This window comes from bacterium, from assembly GCA_016124905.1.
In the GTDB taxonomy this organism is placed as follows: Bacteria; Pseudomonadota; Alphaproteobacteria; order Rickettsiales; family RI-342; genus RI-342.
In genome coordinates, this window is the sequence record WGMV01000013.1 from 16,615 (window position 1) to 35,210 (window position 18,596).

Sequence of the window (18,596 nt, forward strand, 5' to 3'; positions counted from 1 at the left end):
TTGTTTAGTCATCCTGCCCGAAACGCTGGCCGAGTTCGTCCATGCGCTCGCGGTCGCGATGTTCTTCGGCGTCTTTCGCCTTCTGCTTTTCCTTTTCCATCAGGATTTCGGTTTTCTTCACCTCACCAAACTGCACGGCCATCATGTTCTGCAATTCGTTGATCTGGTTGCTGAGGCGGACGATGGCGTGGTGGTATTGCTTCTGCTCGGCCATGTTCATCTGCACGAAGACGGGGTAATCCATCTGCATCATCGGGTTTTTGGCCACCAGCATGCTTTCGCGCTCCTTGGCGCGTTCCAGCTCCAGCAGCTTGAGGCCGAACTGGTCGCGCTGCGCCTCCAGCACCTGCATGCGCGTGCGCAGCTGGTCAAGCTCCTGCTTGCGCAGCTTCAACAAGGTTTTCAGGCTTTTGGGATTGGCCATTTTTCCTCTAACCTTCGCTGCGCGAAGGACTACGCGCCCATTGGGGCGCGGGGGCCCAACTCGCTTCGCTCATCCATCGATCTATTCGGCCGAGGCGACTTCCTGGTGCGCGCGGCCTTTGTCCAGTGCGGTCTGCACATCTGACTTGAAGGACTTGAATTTCTTGAGGTCTTTCCCGGCCAGACGGACCTGCGGCGCGAATTTCACGTTCTGCGGGTTCACCTGCGCACCGTTGACGAGAATTTCGTAATGCAGGTGCGGGCCCGTGGACATGCCGGTGCTGCCGACATAGCCGATCAACTGCCCCTGCTTGACGCCAACGCCCGGCCGTATCTTGGCGGCGATGCGGCTGAGGTGACCATAGGCGGTGGCGAAGCCGTTGCTGTGCGAAAGCTGAATGTAATTGCCGTAACCACCCTTGCCGCCCGCATAGGCCACCTGGCCGTCACCGGCGGCATAGACGGGAGTGCCCGTGGGGGCGCCGAAATCCACGCCGCGGTGCATTTTGGAATAGCCCAGCAGCGGGTGCATGCGCATGCCGAAACCGGAGGTGATGCGCGCCCCGTCAATCGGCGTGCGCATCAGGCCTTTGCGGACGCTGCGGCCATCCTCATGAAAATAACCGATCTGGTTATTGCCCTGGTCGAAACGGTAGATGGTGGTATCCTTGCCGCGCTGATCCAGCCGGGCATAGACGATGGAGCCGTTTTTCACCAGTTCGCCACGCTCATTGGTGGTGCGGTCCATCACTACGGTCAGCTTATCGCCGGGTTGGATGTCGCGCTGGAAGTCAATGTCGTAAGAGAAGGCGCCAATGAGCTCCAGCAAGGCGGCCTGCGGCACGCCGGCGCTGGTGCCGGCCTGAAGGAACGAGCTGCGAACCCTGCCCTCCAGCTTCACGTATTCACGGTTGATGTCGATATCGATGGCTTCGGCGCGGAAGCCTTTTTTGGTGTCCGGCTTGACCACCAACTCACGCGTGGGGGAAATCTCCAGGCTGAGTTCGTCCACCGGGCGGTGGCCATCTTCCTGCACGGCATTGAGCGCAATGGACATGGTGCGCCCGGCCTTCAGGTCGTATTTTTTAAAGGCGCGCGCCATGGCGGCCACCACGGCCTCCGTATCCTCTTCACGCACGTTATGCGCGGCCAGCACCACGGGGATGTCGGCGCTTTTCTGGATCTTCACCTGGGTGCGCACCACTTCCGGCTGCGGCTTGGCAACGGGTTTGGGCACAAAATTGATGGTCGGCACGGGAGGCGGTTCGGGCGGGGCTTCAGCCACGGCGGGCAATGGCTCCAGCGGCTGCTGCACAACCGCAGGCGCCGCAGCCGGCGCGGCAGCGGGCTGCACAAAAGCCTGATCGGTCGCATCGCCGGGAACAGGTTCGGCCTGCTTCATGGCAAGTGGCTGCGCATTCTCTCCGGCCTGGGCCTGCTCCATATCCTCAGGGGATGGGAAAATCGGCATAAACAGGAGGGCGGCCAGCCCGGCAGCGCCAAGCCCCGTGACCATGCCCGCACCAAATACGGTGGCAGGGCCTTTCCTGCGCAGGACATACCAAGGGTATTCAAATACGCTGATTCGCTTGTGTGGGACCTTGCTGTAGTCCATTCCCCGTACCGCTGCTTCCACTATATGTTGTGGTTAAGACTGTCTTAACCGCTCTTTTATGCAATAGCAAGCACTATAGATAGTATGGCGAAACAATAATTTTCCAAAGTAGCAATGACGGATTAATAGACGGTTAACAGCCCTGTCCACATTTTTGATGGCGAAATGACATACCAGATATAGAAAAGCCGCGCATTTCTGCGCGGCCTCGCTTCCCTTGATTATCAAGGAGAATCTATTTGTCCTTGCGGAAGCTGCCGAGGAACATGTCCATGCTGTTCTGGAACAGCTCCATGTTCTGACGAGCGACGCCCTCGAACATCTGGAACGGGTTGAAATTGGCAAAGTCCTTGAAGCCCTGCTGCATGTTGCCGGTCATCGAACCAGTCATTGGGTTGAAGCCGTGACGGGCGAACATTTCCTTCATGCGCTCCTGGTTCTGGGCGAACATCTGCATGCTGGCCTCCAGATAGTGCGGCACAAACTGATGGACGGAGCCGTCGTACATCTTGATGAGTTCCTTCAGGAAATTGGCGGGCAGCATGCCCTGCGTACCCTTGGATTCGCGGTCGAAGATGATCTGGATCAGCACGGAATGGGTGATGTCCTCGCCAGTGCGGGCATCAAGCACCTGAAATTCGGAGCCTTCCTTCACCAGATCATACAAATCATCCAGCGTCACATAGATGCTGGTGGCCGTGTTATAGAGACGGCGGTTGGCGTATTTTTTGATGATGACGGGTTCTTCTTTTTTGCTACTTGCCTGAGAGGCCTGGCCTTGGTTCGTCATCGATACTACTCCCGTTCTTGTCTATTGGGTGCATTTCCCGTATACCTAGCGCATTCAGTGGTATTTAGCAAATTCGGCGAGATGGAACATCCTCATTATACCAGCAGTGGAAACGAGACGCTGGAAGCGATGGCCGCCAGGCTGATTGCCCAGTGGCAGCAGCATTTCGCCACCATGCTGAACGACCCAGAAGCCGTGCAGGCCATGCTGACGCTGGCGGAGCGCATGCAGCGCTTCTATCAGTTCCCCTATCAGCCCAACCCCTTTTCCACAGGCAATGCGCATGAAACCGGGCCAACATCCCAATTTTCCGCCGGGCAATTTCCCTTCGGCGGATTTCCTTTCGGCGTTCACGCAGCAGCACCAGAGCAGCCTAAACCCGCAGCCGGCAAAACCTCCGGGGGGATGCATGACCGGCCTCAGCCTGGGGCTGATGCTGGCGATGTGGCAAAGCTTATCGTCCAGCTCAGTGCCCAGCTTGGCCGCATTGAATCCCGCCTGGATGCGCTGGAACAACCCGCACCCCCTGCCAAACCGACCGCTTAACCCCGCATTGGCGCACAGCGCCGCAGGCCAGGTGATACACGATATTACCGATTACCTGAAAGGCGTGGCGCTGTATCAGCAGACGCCGCCGTTGCCGCGTGAGCCTTACATGGTGTTGTGGCAGCAGGGCAGCAGCGCACTCCGCATCATCAGCCACCCGGCGCCGGGAAAGCCCGCCTTGCTGCTGGTGCCCTCCCTCATCAATCGCTGGTGGATGATGGATATTCATCCGTCGCGCAGTTTTGTGCGGCACCTGGCGGCGCAGGGTTTCGGCGTGGCGGTGATGGACTGGCAGGAGCCGGGACCGGCGGAGCGGCATTTGAGCATCGACGGGTATATCACCCAGCGCCTGCTGCCCGCGATGGCGGCATTGCACCAGACGTGGCAGCGTCCGCTTTCGCTGATCGGCTATTGCATGGGCGGGCTGATGGCGATGGCGGCGGCGCAGCTGCCGTGCGAAGCGCCGATCGCCAGGCTGGTGCTGCTGACCACGCCGTGGGATTTCCGCACGCCGGAAAGCAACCCGCTGATGCTGGAGGAAGGAAGCATCCGCGTGCTGGAAAGCGTGATTGAGCGCGATGGCTGCCTGCCTGCTTCCATGATGCAGCCGATTTTCTATCGCACCGATATCTGGCGTTATGCAAGGATGTTTCAGGCACTCGGCAAACAAGGCGAGAGCGAACGCGCCCACGAGAACAGCGCCGTGGCGCTGGCCGTGCAGCGCTGGCTGCACGAGGCCGTGTCGATGAGCGCCCCCGCCGCGCGGCAATGCCTGGTGCGCTGGTTTGCGGAAAACCTGCCGATGCGCGGCGAATGGCGCATCAACGGCTATGACATCACACCTCAAACCCTGCCCATGCCCGTGATGCTGGTTTGCCCGACGGAAGACAAGCTGGTGCCGCCCGCCGCCAGCAAACCGCTGGAAAGCGCCCTGCCCCATGCACAGGTTCTGCGTCCCAAGCTGGGGCATATCGGGCTGATGAGCAGCCGCATGGCGCCGCAAGAGGCATGGGCGCCTTTAGCCGATTGGCTAAAGGCTTAGTTTAATCTTTGCTTCCTGCTCCGCGATGCTATGCAATGAAGCAGTTGCTGGCGCAACGCTCTCGGCAGCGGCTTATGTAACTTGCTCCTTGCTCGTGATGCTGCGCAATGAAGCAGTCGCCAGCGCGACGCTCTCGGCAGTATGGCAGGAAAGTCGCATCTCCATGGCTATTGCCAGTTAGCCCGGCTTTCGTTAAGTTGCCCGCGCATTTCATCCCAATTCACATACGAGGGTTCCATGACCGAGGTCGTCATCGTCAGCGCATTGCGTACCGCCATCGGGGCATTTCAGGGCGGTTTCTCCAACACACCGGCACACATGCTGGGCGCGGCGGTGCTGAAGGAAACGGTGGAGCGCACCAAGGTTGCGCCCGGCGATGTGTCCGAAGTCATCCTCGGCCAGGTATTGACCTGCGCGCAGGGGCAAAACCCCGGCCGCCAGGCGGTGATCCATGCGGGCTTTCCCGAAACGGTGCCGGGCTGGGGTTTGAACCAGGTATGCGGCTCTGGTCTTCGTGCGGTGGCGCTGGGGTATCAGGCGATTCTGGAAGGCGGCAGCTCGATTGTGATCGCGGGCGGGCAGGAAAACATGACGCTTGCCCCCTATGCCGCGCATGTGCGCGCCGGATTGCGCATGGGTGACGGCAAGCTGGTGGACACGATGGTGTTTGACGGGCTGACCGATGCCTTCAGCCTGAAGCATATGGGCATTACGGCGGAGAATATCGCCAAGAAATTCTCCATCAGCCGCGAAGAGCAGGACGCGTTCGCCGCCGCCTCGCAACAGAAAGCGGAAGCCGCCCAGAAGGCCGGTAAGTTCAAGGATGAGATCGTTCCCTTCACGGTCAAGGGCCGCAAGGGCGACACCATCATCGACACGGATGAACACCCCAAGCATGGCACGACGATGGAAAGCCTCGCCAGCCTTCGCGCAGCATTCGACAAGGAAGGCAGCGTGACGGCGGGCAATGCATCGGGCATCAATGACGGCGCGGCCGCCGTGATGCTGATGACAAAAGAGGAAGCGCAGAAGCGCGGGCTGGAAATCATCGCCACCATCCGCGGCTGGGCACATGCGGGCGTGAGCCCGGACATCATGGGCACCGGTCCGATTCCCGCCACGCAGAAACTGCTGAAGCGCATCGGCTGGAGCGTGGGCGACCTGGATTTGATCGAAGCCAATGAAGCCTTCGCCGCGCAGGCGCTTTGCGTGAGCAAGGAGCTGGGTTTTGACGCCAGCAAGGTGAACGTCAATGGCGGCGCGATTGCGTTGGGTCACCCGATTGGCGCATCCGGCTGCCGCGTGCTGGTGACGCTGTTGCATGAAATGAAAAAGCGCAGCGCCAAAAAAGGCCTGGCGACGCTGTGCATCGGCGGCGGCATGGGCGTGGCGCTGGCAGTGGAAAGATAATTTTTGCTCCCGGAATCGCCCTGTTTGACGATTCCATGGAGCGCGCTCAAGGCTGGACACGACGTCCTGTCGTGCATGTTTTGGGTGAAACCATACAAACCAAACGAACCTGATAATTGGGAGCTTGAATCACATGGGTAAAATCGCACTGGTCACCGGTGGAACGCGCGGCATTGGGGCGGCCATTGCCGTAGCGCTGAAACAAGCCGGACATAAGGTGGCCGTGAACTATGCCACGCGCGATTCCGTCGCCCAGACCTTCACGAAAGAAACCGGCATCCCGGCCTTCAAATGGGATGTGGCCGATTACGAGGCTTGCAAGGCCGGCGTGGCGCAGGTGGCTTCCGAACTGGGCAGCACGGTTGGCATTCTGGTGAATAACGCAGGCATCACGCGCGATGGCTTCATGCATAAAATGACCTACGAACAGTGGGACAGCGTGATTCGCACCAACCTCACTTCCTGCTTCAACATGTCGCGCGCGGTGCTTGAATCCATGAGGGAAAAAAGCTTTGGCCGTATTGTGAATATCAGCTCGGTCAACGCGCAGCTCGGTCAGTTCGGCCAGACCAACTATTCCGCCGCTAAATCGGGCATTTTCGGCTTCACCAAGGCGCTGGCGCGCGAAACGGCGGCCAAGGGCATCACGGTGAACGCGGTGGCCCCCGGTTATGTGGATACCGAGATGGTGCAGGCGGTCAGCGAAGAGGTAATCAAAACGAAAATCCTGCCGCAGATCCCGGTCGGCCGCCTCGGCAAGCCCGAGGAAATTGCCCGCACGGTGCTGTTTTTGGTGGATGAGCATGCCGGGTTCATTACGGGCGAGACCATCTCCGTCAACGGCGGCCAGCATATGGAATAACGCTTGCGTTATTCCATATGCCCCGTGGCTGCGCTCGCTTTACGCGCCAATTAGGCGCGGGCCAATGGTCCAGTTGCGCTGCGCGCTTCAGAAGTATTTTTATAATGCAAATCGTTTTGCCTATTGTCCTTTAGGCGGAACTTCTTTTCCTGAGATCACTTAAGGATCGCTTAACTTATCTCTCCTAGCTTGAGATTGGCCAAATCTGCCCATGCTGTGGGTGGATTACGTAATCGTCTTTAAAGTCAGGAGTTTTTCATGCGCGGCGCAACCATCAAGTCAGCCTTGGCTGGCATCAGTTTTCTGGCCCTTGCAGCCTGCGCGAGTCAAAACCCTGCCATGGTAGAATATAAGGGCGAGGAGTTTTTCGGTAAGGACAGGATGGAAACCGCCTATGGCTTTGCCAATCCGTCTGAAGCGCGGATAGCGCATGAGCCTGCCGTCAAGGCCGTGCCGAGTGGCTCCATCGGCGTGAAGGAACTGGAGGCACCCGCCCGTGTTTCCTCCCGTGATTTGAGTGCGCCGGCTAAGCCTGCTCCCATTGCGGCGACAGAACCGGCAAGCCTGAAACCGCTGCCACAGTTTTCCAGCGCATCTCCCGCACCCATCAGCGCGCCCACCACCCCCACGCTGACAGCCAAACCCGTTGCGCAAATCCAGACCGCCAGCGACCAGGACGGCACCCATGTGGTGCAGCAGGGCGAAACGCTTTATCGCCTTTCCAAATCCTACAATGTGCCGATGGATGCCCTTATGCAGGAAAACGGCATGAGAAGCCCGTCCGACCTGAAGCTCGGCATGAAGCTGCGTATTCCCGGCAGCGCGCCATCGCTGCCCGTGGTCAGTACGGCTGCGGTGAAAGAGGTTTCCGCCCCGGCCGTGGCCATGGCGCCCAAACCGGCGGTGCTGGAAACGAAAGACGCGCCCGCCAGCGCAACCCCCTTGAGCAAATCCGCTTTTGTGTGGCCGGTGCAGGGAAAGATCATCAGCCATACTGGAAGCAAGCTTTATAACGACGGCATCAACATCGCCGCGGCCGAAGGCACGCCGGTGAAAGCCGCCTCCGCCGGAACGGTGGTGCATGCGGGCAACCAGCTGGAAGGCTATGGCAACCTGGTCATCATCAAGCATGATAACGGCTGGCTCAGCGCCTATGCCCACACGCAGAACATGCTGGTGAAAAAAGGCGAAAAGGTGAACCAGGGGCAGACCATCGCCTATGTCGGAAAAACAGGCCATGTGGACAGCCCGCAGCTGCATTTCAGCCTGCGCCAGGGCAAAGAGGTGAAAGACCCTATTGCCGTGTTGGGCAAGCAGGATGATGTCACCGTCGCCGCTAACTGATGCGCTTTGCGCATCAGTTGTCTTTAGTGGCTCGCTCCGCTCTCTGCACGCGCCAATAAGGCGCGGGGTGCGGTCGCACCCAGTCGCTGCGCTCCAATTGGTTTTACCACTGGCACGCTTGGCAAAAGGCGCTATAACTCCTGACAGTTTTTGAATCAGGAGTTCGCATGTTCATTTCATCCGCTTTTGCTCAGGATGCCGCGCAGGCAGCCGTCGCACAGTCACCGCTTGGGCAATTCCTCCCGCTCATTTTGTTTGGGGCGGTGCTGTATTTCTTCCTCATCCGCCCTCAGCAAAAACGCATGCGCGATCATCAGGCAATGATCGGCGCGCTTCGCCGTGGCGACCGTGTGGTGACCGCAGGCGGCATCATCGGTGTAGTAACGCGTATCGAAGATGACAAACAGCTTGTGGTGGAAATTGCCGATGGCGTGCAGGTGAAAGTGCTGCGCAGCACGATCGGCGAAGTGCTTACCAAGAGCAATGCATCGGAATCAAAAGCCGCCAATGATGCGGGCGCCGATGCCGCCAAGGCAAAACCCGGCAAATCGAAAACACTGGCCAAGAAATAGTTCCCCATGCTTCACCAGCCCACCTGGAAGATCGTTTTTTCCGTTCTCGTCTGCCTGCTTGCCGCCTATGTCGCGCTGCCAAGCTTCTTCCCGAAGCTTCAGGGAAGCGGCCATTGGTGGGTGGCGCCGCGCAACGTGGTGCTGGGGCTTGATCTTCAGGGGGGCTCCTACCTGCTGCTGCAGGTGGATGAGAAAGCCTATTTCCGCGACCAGAACGAGCATATGGTGGATGCGGTGCGCAGCAACCTGCGCAAGGAAAGCATCGGCTACAAGGACTTGAACGCCAGTGATTCCGGCGTGAGCTTCACGCTGCGCGACCCGGCCCAGGGCACAAAGATCGCCTCCATCGCACGCAGCGTGGATGACCGTTACTCCACCACCGTGGAAGGCGACAAGGTGACGCTCGGATTCTCCGACATCACCAGGGGCGAAGCCACGCGTCAGCTGCTGGACCAGTCCATCGAGATCGTGCGGCGCCGCGTGGATGAGACCGGCACGCGCGAACCCATCATCGCCCGCCAGGGCGACACGCGCATCCTGCTGCAGGTGCCGGGCTTGCAGGACCCTTCGCACCTCAAGCAGCTGCTTGGCAAAACGGCCAAACTGACCTTCCATATGGTGAGCGAGCAATATCGCCCCACCACGGCCCGCCCTGCCGATGTGCCGGAAGGCCTGATGGTGCTTCCCTATGAGATGGACCGCGCGGGCGGGCACAATGCCGGTTATGTCGCCGTGGAGCGTAAATCCCTACTGTCCGGTGATATGCTGGTGGATGCGCACGCAACCTTTGAGCGCGGCTCGCCGGTGGTGAATTTCCGTTTCAACTCGCAAGGCGCCAGGCTGTTTGGCGATGTCACGACCAAACATGTGCAGGAACGGTTTGCCGTGGTGCTGGACGGCAAGGTTATCACCGCGCCCACGATCAATGAGCCGATTCTCGGCGGCAGTGGCATGATTTCCGGCAATTTCACCGTGGACAGCGCCAACGATCTGGCGTTGCTGTTGCGCGCGGGCGCCCTGCCCGCACCGCTCACCGTGATGGAAGAGCGCAGCGTGGGGCCGTCGCTCGGGTCGGACTCGGTAAAAGCGGGTGCGCGGGCCAGCGTTCTGGCCATTGTGCTGGTGATGGGCTTTATGCTTGCCCGTTACAAATTATTCGGCCTGTTCGCCAGCATCGCGCTGGCGCTGAACATCGTCATCCTGATGGCGGGCATGTCGCTTCTGCAGGCCACGCTTACCCTGCCGGGTATCGCGGGTATCGCGCTGACCATGGGTATGTCGGTGGATGCGAACGTGCTTATCTTCGAGCGCATCAAGGAGGAAATCCGCAGCGGACGCACGCCCATGTCGGCCGTGGTGGCGGGTTTCGACCGTGCTTTCGGCACCATCATGGATTCCAACATCACCACGCTGATTGCCACCGGGCTGCTTTATTATTACGGCACCGGCCCCATCAAGGGTTTTGCCGTGACGCTGTCGCTCGGCATCATGACGTCGATGTTCACCGCCGTGACGGTGACGAAAATCATCGTGGCAAGCTATGTGCTGAAGCGCCGCCCGAAAACGCTGGCCATTTAGATGCTCACCGCCCCGCACATGCGCGAGGCGCTGAAGATCATCCAGCGCTACGGGCCTGGGCATATTGTGGTGAACGGCACGTCCTACCGGGAGCCCATTCTGCTGGTGGCCAATCAGGTGTCGCTCTGGCCGGGGACGCGGGAACATTTGTGGGATGTGAATCTCTACGCGCCGCTATACCAGATGGAAGATTCACCGGAAGTTCTGCTGATCGGCACAGGCAGCCGCATGCAGATGGCGCAGCCGGTGTTTCGGCAGGCACTGAAGGAAAAATTCCCCGCCGGGATTGGCATTGAAAGCATGGATACAGGCGCGGCCTGCCGTACCTACAATGTGCTGATGGGTGAAGGCCGCCGCGTGGCGGCCTGCTTGCTGCCGCTGGAATAGGCATGAAAAAAACCCGGCCAAGGCGGCCGGGTTTTCCATTTACTTTTCCTTGCCGGAGGCAAGGATACGCGCTTATGAGCTGGGTTACGCCGCCAGCTTGAATTCCTGCGTCAGATTTTTCGCTGCAAACTCCCAGTTGGCGAGGTTGGCCAGGAAGCTTTCCACGAAATCCGGACGGCGGTTCTGGAAATCCAGATAATAGGCATGCTCCCACACATCCACCGTCAGCAGCGGGCGCTGGCCTTTGGTGATGGGGGTTTCGGCATTGGCGGTTTTGACGATGCGCAGCTCGCCCGCTTCTTCCACCAGCCAGGCCCAGCCGCTGCCAAACTGACTGACGGCGGCGGCCTTGAAGGCTTCCTTAAATTTGTCGAAATCGCCGAAGGAGGCGTCGATCTTGCCGGCGAGCTCGCCGGTCGGCTTGCCGCCGCCCTTGGGCTTCATGGAATGCCAGAAGAAAGTATGGTTCCACACCTGCGCGGCGTTGTTGAAGATGCCCGCCTTGGCGCTGTCGCCCGCGGTTTTGCGGATGATTTCCTCCAGCGGCAGGTTTTCGTATTCTGTGCCGGCGATCAGGTTGTTCAGGTTGGTGACATAGGCCTGATGGTGCTTGCCATGGTGAAAGGAGAAGGTCTCGGCGCTCATGTGCGGTTCAAGGGCGTTGGGCGCGAAGGGGAGCGGGGGAAGGGTAAAGGGCATGAATGCCTCCGTCTTATGTGTTGCATGGGGGTAATCTAGGGCCTATCCAACTTTTATCAACCCCAAGCATCATGTTTCCATGCTGAATAATCGTGAGATTGCCTTGCATTTGCAACGGCAGGACTATGACCGCTACCTGATGAGCATGCGCGCGCCCGCTGCACTGCGCCCGGCCTTGCATACACTGCTGGCGCTGAACCTGGAAGCGTCGCGCGTGCGTGAAAGCACGAGCGACGAGATGACCGGCCTTATCCGCCTCACCTGGTGGCGCGAGGCGCTGGCAGAACTGCGGGAGGGCAAATTGCCGCGCGCGCACCCGCTGGTGGAACGGCTGGCCGCCCAGCATATTGCCGAAAACCTGCCCGAAGCCCTGGTGGATGAATGGCTGGGTGCGCGGGAAAAGGACCTGGAGACCGCCCCTATTATGACGGTGGAGGATCTGCTGCATTATGCCGACGGCACCGGCGGCTGCCTGGCAGCCATGTGGCTGGCGCTTGCCTGCCCCGATGCCACGCAGCAAGCTACACAAGCCGCGCGAAACGCCGGCATCGCGTGGGCGTTGGTAGGCATTCTGCGGGCCATCCCCTATCATGCCGAACACGGGCTTGTGCTGCTGCCGCACAATCTGTTGAAGCTTCATGGGTTGAGTGCCGAGGCCATCCTGCATGGCGATGGGCTGAATGCGCTTTCCCCTGTTAATATGGCTATTCTGGAACAGGCGCGAATATCAGCACATGCAGCATGGAACGCACGCAAACATGTGCCGCGCCACGGCCGCGCGGTGATGCTGCATGCCTGGCTGGCATTGCGTTATCTTGATATCATTCTGCCTGAAAAACCCTGGGAAGCACGTGGGCCGCGCCAACGCCCGCTTTGCCTGGCGCGGCTGGCCCTGCTGAGCATTTAATGCTTTATTAACCTTGCAAGGCTATCTAAACTGGACGAAAAAACAGATGATTACAGAAACAGGAGCAGGCATATGCGTTCTAAGCTCAACAGCTGGATGCACAGCAACCAGGACATGGTCATCACGCATCTGGCCACGGCCAGCTTTTTGTCTTCGGTACTGATTCTGCTGACGGTCGCCGTTTTCTAACCGTTCGTTCAAAGGGCGTTGCATAGCACGTTTACGCGGCTATACTGCCTTCCCCCTCTGTTGTGATGGGGGTGTTCAAGGATTGGTATGGCGGTTACGGTTTCCCTCATCGATGTTTCAAACCCCGCGCAGCTCAGGGCGTTCAAGGAATTGAACGAGGCCTGGATCGAACGGTATTTCCGTATCGAGCCCGAGGATACCGCCGCATTGACCGATCCCGTCACGCATATCCTGAACCCTGGCGGGCTGATTGCCGTGGCGGAAGAAGATGGAAATTATATCGGCGCATGCGCCATGTACCGCCACAAGGACGGGCGCTTTGAGCTGACCAAAATGGCCGTGGACGAGAGCAGTCAGGCGCGCGGTACCGGCCAGAAGCTCGCGGAGTTTTTGCTGGATGAGATTCAGAAACTCGGGGCGGATTATTGCTACATTATCTCCAATACCAAACTGGAGCGGGCCATCCGGCTCTATCGCCGCCTGGGCTTTGTGGATTGCCCGGAGGACCGGCATTCGCGCTATGAACGCGGCAACATCACGCTCGAGAAATTCCTCACGGCTTCGCTCAGGAAGACCGGCTGATGGCGGAGAACCTGGCCAGCATCCTTTCCCTGCAACCCGAAAAAGCCGAGAAAGGCTTTCAGGAACTGCCCCATAACATCGACGCCGAACAGGCGCTGCTCGGCATCCTGCTCATCAAAAACGACGCGCAGACCGATGTGGGGGATTTTCTGCGTACCGAGCATTTCTACGAGCCGGTGCATCAAAAGATCTATGCGGCCGTTCTGGCGCTGATGGAAAAAGGGCATATCGCCAACCCGGTAACCCTGAAGCATTTTTTCGATAAGGACGAAGCGCTGGCCCCGGTGGGCGGCGCGGATTACCTGCATCAGCTGGCGGCGAACGCGGGCATGCTGGTCTATGCGGCGGATTATGCCAAGACGATTTACGACCTGGCGCTCAAGCGCGCGCTGATCGATATTGGCGAGACGGTGGTAAAGGAAGCCTATGTGCTGGAAGCCGGGGATTCGGCCTTCGGGCAGATCGAACGCGCGGAGCAGCAATTGTTCACGCTGGCCACCGTCGGCCAGGTGGAGCGCAGCGTCAAAGCCCTTTCCACGGCCGTGGCGGAATCCATCGCCCGTACCGAGAAGGCCTACCGCAACGCCGGGCGCGTGAGCGGCTGCACCACAGGCTTCATCGATATGGACCGGCTGCTGGGCGGGTTTCAGGATTCGGACCTCATCATCCTCGCCGGACGTCCGTCGATGGGTAAGACGGCATTGGCCACCTCCATGGCCTGCGAGGCGGCAAAGGCATTCGCCAAGGATTTCGAGGAAAACGGCAAGCAGGGCAAGTGCGGATCGGTCGGGTTTTTCTCGCTTGAGATGTCGGCCGAGCAGCTGGCGGGCCGTTTGCTCGCCGGTATTACGGGGCTCAATTCCTCACGCCTGCGCCGGGGCGAGCTGAACGAAGATGACTTCGCCAAGATGGTGGAAGGCAGCGTGGAACTGAGTGCGATGCCGCTTTACATCGACGATACGCCGGCCATTTCCATCAGCGCGCTGCGCACCCGGGCGCGGCGCATGAAGCGCCAGCATAATCTCAGTTTGCTGGTGGTGGATTACCTGCAGCTGCTGCGCGGTACATCCGCCCAGGCGGCGACCAACCGCGTGCTGGAGATCACCGAGATCACGCAGGGCTTGAAGGCGATTGCGAAAGAACTGAACATCCCGGTCATCGCCCTCTCCCAGCTTTCGCGCGCGGTGGAGCAACGCGAGGATAAACGCCCGCAGCTTTCGGACCTGCGCGAATCCGGCTCGATTGAGCAGGACGCGGACGTGGTGATGTTTGTGTTCCGCGAGGAATATTACCTGATGCGCTCCATGCCGCGGGAGGATTCGCCCAAATTTCAGCAATGGCAGGATGACATGACCAAGCTGCACGGCATTGCCGAGGTCATCATTGCCAAGCAGCGTCACGGCCCGATCGGCAACGTGAGGCTCGCCTTCCACAGCGACACGACGCGGTTTGCTAATTATGCGGGCGAGGATATGCCGGACATGATGGCAGAGTACTAATGTTTTGCTCCCTGCGACGGACCCGCTTATCGAAAAGTGGGCCGTCGCAATGGAGCGTGCTCAAGGCTGCTCAGCGCGACGCACTGTCGCGTTAACAGGCATTATCAGTGTGAGCCGCCCGCATCGCAATGGATGTTGACGATATAGCCCCTTGCCTGGCCTTCCACCTGGTCCAGCGCGTAATAGGACTGGGACTGGCGGCTGCGGAAATAGACGCCGTTATTCATCAGGAAGGGTTTGAGTACGTTGAGGGAAATGGCGACGTCGGCCTGTTTTACGGTTTCCTGGCCGCTCTGGTCGTCATGCACGGTCATGCGGGTTTTGCCGACCACCACGCCCACCACGTTGCCGGCGGTATCCAGCAGCGGGCCGCCGCTGTTGCCCTGCAACGCTGCATCGCGGAACTGGATCCATTGGGGTTCGTTCATCGGCCCCTGAAGGCCGAGGATGATGCTTTTCTTCACCTTGTACTGGCCGGTGATGCCGGCTTCCAGCGGATAGCCCATCACCAGAACGGGGTCGTTGACGAGGATATCGCCCTGCTGATCGCGCAGGTTGGCCACGCGCGTGGGGCGCAGGTCGGTTTTCAGCAGCGCCAGGTCATACTGGTTGTTGGTGGCCATCACCCGCGCGGGTGTGGGTTGCACCGTGCCGTGCAGGGTGACGTTTTTGCAGCCGTGGATAACGTGTTCGTTGGTGATGATATGCCCGGTATTGCTGACGAAAAAGCCCGTGCCGGACTGGATCATTTTCTGGCCGGGCTTGAGTGCCGGGGGCTGCTGCGCGCCGCCGCCGTCCCATTTCTTATAACCGGGGGGAATCTGCGCGCCGCCCTCGCCGGAAGGGGCTGTGAACTGTGCGGAAGCCGTGAACGGAAGCAGGCATAGCAGGGCGGCAAGAACGGGGCGGAGCATGAAGGATATCCTGTGGATTTTCTACTGCATGCTACCAAGCGGCGGTTAAGATTCGGTATGTATAGCACCTCATAAAAGGGGGGCGCACCCGCAAGGAGCGCGCCCGACCCTCGCCTAGATGCCGTATGCAAGCATCAGGGCGATTCGCAATGCCGCGAACAGCACCGCGAGAAGAAGAAGGAGTTTATCCATCTTTGGGAGTCTCCAGCTCCCGTAAATAAAACGTACCGGCGCCAAACAGCTTACGCCACGCCGGTGTGCCTAATTTTTCCGCTGAAAAATTAGAAGACACAGCAAGAATGCGAACATAACGGCGCATGTGAACGGTTTTGTGACGATAGCCATAAAAAAGGCCCGCCGGAGCGGGCCTTTTCACGTCCGTTCAGGATGCTCTAGTAAGAAGAACCCTGTTTGGAGAAGCTTTTGCTCAGGCGCTTGGAAGCGTTGGTGGCACGGCTTTGCAGCGGCTCAACGGCATCGTTGGCAAAACGGAAAAGCATGTCGGACATTTTGACGGACTGGTTGAAGAACAGGTCCACGGTCGTCAGGAAATACTTGTTCTGAACATCCATCACATCGTTGATGGTGCGGCAGCCCAGGAAGCTTTTGGAATGCTCCACCGAGTTGGTGAAGGCCTGGTTGGCAAAGCCGTAGATTTCCTCGGCCAGGTTGCGGGCAACCTCGCCGGTGATGTTGGTGGATTCCACCACGGCTTCCACATTCTCACGCGACATGTCGAGCACTTCGGTCAGGTTGCGGGAAGCGGCCTCGGTCGTTTTGCTGAGGTTTTGAGAAGCTTCGCGGCCGAAAGCCATGAATTTGCTTTGGGTCTCGCGGATTTCACGCGCACCGGTTTCCCAGAACTCGCGCAGCGCATCGCCACCCAGCTTGGCGGCCTGGCGGGCGTTGGCTTCGAATTTCTCAGGGTTCTTCCAGGCATCTTTGGCGACCTGCTGAAAGTTTTTACCGGTTTCGTAGGCGGTTTTGGCCGTCTGGTAGGCGGCATCGGTCGCCTTGGTGGTGGCGGAAACCGCGTCGCTCACGACATTGCGCGCCGTTTCGCGGGCGGCAGCTTCGTTTTTGGCAGCGGCGGCGTTGAAGGCTTTCACATTGTCCTTGGCTGCCTCTTTGGCGGCATCCACGGCGGATTTCTTGGATTGGTTGGTCGTCGTCATAGCGGGCTCCATCTTCAAAAGCGGCGATTTTCCTGTGCAAATCGCCTATTTCATCAAGTGTCGCAAGACTATAATGATTGCGCATCAACATGCAAGTGTTTTTGTGCGCCGCAACATAATCATTCCGTACGCGATATGTTGGGTTTATCTTGCGTAAAAATGGCTTCTGCGCCACAATGGGTGGTGTAAGTTTGCCATATTGATGAACAAGGCCCGAACGCCATTATGACATTCGCTTCCCCCCTGAAAAACCCATCCATAACGCAAAAAATGATGGGATTTATCATGGGCTTGGCTCTCATCTTCAGCCTTTTGCTGAGCCTGTGCTGCCCCGCGCATGCCGATGAACGCTTTGCCAGCTATGTGATTGAACTCAATAGCGGAAGGGTTTTAAACAGCAAAAATGCCGACGATCCGCGATTTCCGGCATCGCTGACCAAGACCATGACCATGTACCTCACCTTTGAAGCCGTGAAAAACGGCAAACTGAGGTGGGACACGCCGCTTTCGGTTTCCGCCAAGGCCGCAGGCCAGCCGCAAACCAATATCGGCCTGCGCGAGGGCAATACGATCACCGTCAAGGAAGCCGTGGAGGCGCTGATTGTGCGCTCGGCCAACGATGCCGCCGTGGTGCTGGCAGAGGCAATCGGCGATACGGAGTGGAATTTCGCCTTGAAGATGACGCAGAAGGCGCGCGCGCTCGGCATGAAAAACACCACCTTCAAAAACGCCAACGGGCTTCATCACCCGCAGCAGGTCACCACCGCCAAGGACATGGCGCGGATTGCCATTGCGCTGGAACGCGATTTTCCGGATTATTTCTACCTTTTCAAAACCATCGATTTCCGTTTCAAAGGCAAGACCTACGAAACGCATAACCGCGTAATGCGTTATTACCGGGGGGCGACAGGCCTGAAAACCGGCTTCGTCCGCGCATCGGGCTTTAACCTCATCACCACGGCCAGCCGCAACGGGCACGATATTGTGGCCGTCATCATGGGTGGTGTCAGCTCCAAAAGCCGAGACAACCAGATGATCAGCATGCTGGATAAGAGCTTTGCACAGCTGGATGGACGGGCCCCCTCGAAGGATATGGCATTTGCGGACCTGGATAACAGCGATGATAATGACACGGATGACGGCGCCCCCACCTTACCCAAGGTGAGTGATGATGCCAAACCGGCCAATCGTTTCATGAAAGTGTTTGCCGGTAATATTCCGACGCCGGTTGCGGGCAAAGGCGCCCCCGCCCAGGAAGCTACACCGCAGGTCGCCATGCCGATGACTGCGCCTGCCGCGGGCACGCTCGCCACCAAGCCGACCGTGGCCGCGGGCATCGCCCCCGCCCCCGTACCGCAGGTGCCCGCCGCGGCCATTACCGCACAGCAGAATGCCGCGCAGCTAACGCAACCAGGCGTAACCCCGACGGCGCGCTGGGGGATTCAGGTCGGCACCTTTTCCGACCCCCATGATGCGGCGGCGGCGGTGGCGCATGCCTCGGCCCTGGCTAAAAACGCACTGCACGGTGCGGCCATCGCCATCACCAATGTGGGCGAAGGCCAAAGCAAGCTGCACCGCGCGCGGCTTGCGGGGCTGAGCCAGGATCAGGCACGCTCTGCCTGCCAGACGCTGCTTGCCGCGCAGGAATCCTGCTTCGTATTTCAACAGAACTAGCCAGACTATGATGAGTCCATCATGCCGCCCTTGCGGTGGCGGCCTGGGGCCGCGAGGCTTCTTAGCCTTACCCTACCCCTTCAACCAGAAGGCATAAAAAAAGCCGCGGCTAAATAGCCGCGGCTTTCGTAGAAAGAAAAGGAGCTCTTAGTGAGCAGCTTTTTCTTCTTTCTTTTCGGTGGTCGTGGTCGTGGTGGTTTCACCAGCAGCCGGAGCAGCAGCTTCAACTTTGGTTTCAACTTTTTTCTCTTCTTTTTTCTCAGTAGCTTGAGCAGCGAACGGAGCAGCGATAACGAGGGCCAGAGCCAGAGCGAGCAGTTTTTTCATGATACAATCCATAGGTTTAGGAGTTGAATGGACATAGGTTGTCTACGTCTGTGGCGGATAT

General features: G+C 59.0%; 18 protein-coding genes. 11 read left to right on the top strand and 7 right to left on the bottom strand.

Annotated elements, in window-relative coordinates; all coding sequences use genetic code 11:
* Positions 1 to 4: 4 nt before the first annotated feature.
* The 3 genes from GC177_04695 to phaR form a co-directional block, all read right to left on the bottom strand.
* A complete protein-coding gene (locus tag GC177_04695) occupies positions 5 to 424 on the bottom strand; it encodes a hypothetical protein (GenBank protein MBI1275252.1) in 420 nt (139 codons plus the stop codon).
* An 81-nt stretch (positions 425 to 505) separates the two neighbouring features.
* Positions 506 to 2,038 (bottom strand): peptidoglycan DD-metalloendopeptidase family protein, encoded by a 1,533-nt coding sequence (locus tag GC177_04700; GenBank protein MBI1275253.1) that lies wholly within the window; start codon positions 2,036 to 2,038, stop codon positions 506 to 508.
* Between the two features lie 235 nt (positions 2,039 to 2,273).
* Complete coding sequence (gene phaR / locus GC177_04705) at positions 2,274 to 2,828, bottom strand: polyhydroxyalkanoate synthesis repressor PhaR (protein ID MBI1275254.1); 555 nt, start codon at positions 2,826 to 2,828, stop codon at positions 2,274 to 2,276.
* 277 nt (positions 2,829 to 3,105) lie between these two features.
* Between phaR and GC177_04710 the strand changes: the two genes are divergently transcribed.
* The 7 genes from GC177_04710 to GC177_04740 all read left to right on the top strand — a co-directional run bounded on the left by GC177_04710 (position 3,106) and on the right by GC177_04740 (position 10,569).
* Positions 3,106 to 4,416 carry an alpha/beta fold hydrolase gene (locus tag GC177_04710; GenBank protein MBI1275255.1) on the top strand — a complete coding sequence of 437 codons (1,311 nt, stop codon included), beginning with the start codon at positions 3,106 to 3,108 and terminating at the stop codon, positions 4,414 to 4,416.
* 237 nt (positions 4,417 to 4,653) lie between these two features.
* Positions 4,654 to 5,826, top strand: a complete 1,173-nt coding sequence (locus tag GC177_04715) for an acetyl-CoA C-acyltransferase (GenBank protein ID MBI1275256.1) — start codon at positions 4,654 to 4,656, stop codon at positions 5,824 to 5,826.
* A 133-nt stretch (positions 5,827 to 5,959) separates the two neighbouring features.
* A complete protein-coding gene (phbB, locus tag GC177_04720; protein ID MBI1275257.1) occupies positions 5,960 to 6,688 on the top strand; it encodes an acetoacetyl-CoA reductase in 729 nt (242 codons plus the stop codon).
* Positions 6,689 to 6,946: 258 nt separating this feature from the next.
* On the top strand, positions 6,947 to 8,032 hold the full coding sequence (locus GC177_04725) for a peptidoglycan DD-metalloendopeptidase family protein (GenBank protein ID MBI1275258.1): 1,086 nt from the start codon (positions 6,947 to 6,949) through the stop codon (positions 8,030 to 8,032).
* Between the two features lie 167 nt (positions 8,033 to 8,199).
* Entirely contained in the window at positions 8,200 to 8,604 is a 405-nt protein-coding gene (gene yajC, locus GC177_04730) for a preprotein translocase subunit YajC (protein ID MBI1275259.1), read from the top strand.
* Between the two features lie 6 nt (positions 8,605 to 8,610).
* Positions 8,611 to 10,182: a protein translocase subunit SecD gene (gene secD / locus GC177_04735; protein ID MBI1275260.1), complete on the top strand. Its 1,572-nt coding sequence runs from the start codon at positions 8,611 to 8,613 to the stop codon at positions 10,180 to 10,182.
* The gene (locus GC177_04740) at positions 10,183 to 10,569 is read left to right on the top strand and encodes a hypothetical protein (protein MBI1275261.1); all 387 of its coding nucleotides are present in this window, start codon (positions 10,183 to 10,185) and stop codon (positions 10,567 to 10,569) included. It abuts the gene before it with no gap.
* Positions 10,570 to 10,653: 84 nt separating this feature from the next.
* Here the strand turns inward: GC177_04740 and GC177_04745 are convergent, their stop codons facing one another.
* Positions 10,654 to 11,268: a superoxide dismutase [Fe] gene (locus tag GC177_04745; GenBank protein ID MBI1275262.1), complete on the bottom strand. Its 615-nt coding sequence runs from the start codon at positions 11,266 to 11,268 to the stop codon at positions 10,654 to 10,656.
* Positions 11,269 to 11,347: 79 nt separating this feature from the next.
* Here GC177_04745 and GC177_04750 point away from each other — a divergent pair, with 79 nt between their 5' ends.
* The 3 genes from GC177_04750 to GC177_04760 all read left to right on the top strand — a co-directional run bounded on the left by GC177_04750 (position 11,348) and on the right by GC177_04760 (position 14,445).
* On the top strand, positions 11,348 to 12,175 hold the full coding sequence (locus tag GC177_04750) for a hypothetical protein (GenBank protein ID MBI1275263.1): 828 nt from the start codon (positions 11,348 to 11,350) through the stop codon (positions 12,173 to 12,175).
* Between the two features lie 276 nt (positions 12,176 to 12,451).
* Positions 12,452 to 12,946, top strand: a complete 495-nt coding sequence (locus GC177_04755) for a GNAT family N-acetyltransferase (protein ID MBI1275264.1) — start codon at positions 12,452 to 12,454, stop codon at positions 12,944 to 12,946.
* Complete coding sequence (locus GC177_04760; GenBank protein ID MBI1275265.1) at positions 12,946 to 14,445, top strand: replicative DNA helicase; 1,500 nt, start codon at positions 12,946 to 12,948, stop codon at positions 14,443 to 14,445. Before GC177_04755 ends, GC177_04760 begins: the two co-directional genes overlap by 1 nt.
* A gap of 104 nt (positions 14,446 to 14,549) precedes the next feature.
* Here GC177_04760 and GC177_04765 read toward each other — a convergent pair whose 3' ends face one another.
* Complete coding sequence (locus tag GC177_04765; GenBank protein ID MBI1275266.1) at positions 14,550 to 15,359, bottom strand: trypsin-like serine protease; 810 nt, start codon at positions 15,357 to 15,359, stop codon at positions 14,550 to 14,552.
* Between the two features lie 392 nt (positions 15,360 to 15,751).
* Complete coding sequence (locus GC177_04770; GenBank protein ID MBI1275267.1) at positions 15,752 to 16,552, bottom strand: hypothetical protein; 801 nt, start codon at positions 16,550 to 16,552, stop codon at positions 15,752 to 15,754.
* 207 nt (positions 16,553 to 16,759) lie between these two features.
* Here GC177_04770 and GC177_04775 point away from each other — a divergent pair, with 207 nt between their 5' ends.
* The gene (locus GC177_04775; protein MBI1275268.1) at positions 16,760 to 18,208 is read left to right on the top strand and encodes a D-alanyl-D-alanine carboxypeptidase; all 1,449 of its coding nucleotides are present in this window, start codon (positions 16,760 to 16,762) and stop codon (positions 18,206 to 18,208) included.
* A gap of 147 nt (positions 18,209 to 18,355) precedes the next feature.
* On the opposite strand, the gene GC177_04780 is transcribed toward GC177_04775, so the two are convergent.
* Positions 18,356 to 18,535, bottom strand: a complete 180-nt coding sequence (locus tag GC177_04780) for a hypothetical protein (protein MBI1275269.1) — start codon at positions 18,533 to 18,535, stop codon at positions 18,356 to 18,358.
* Between the last annotated feature and the right edge of the window lie 61 nt (positions 18,536 to 18,596).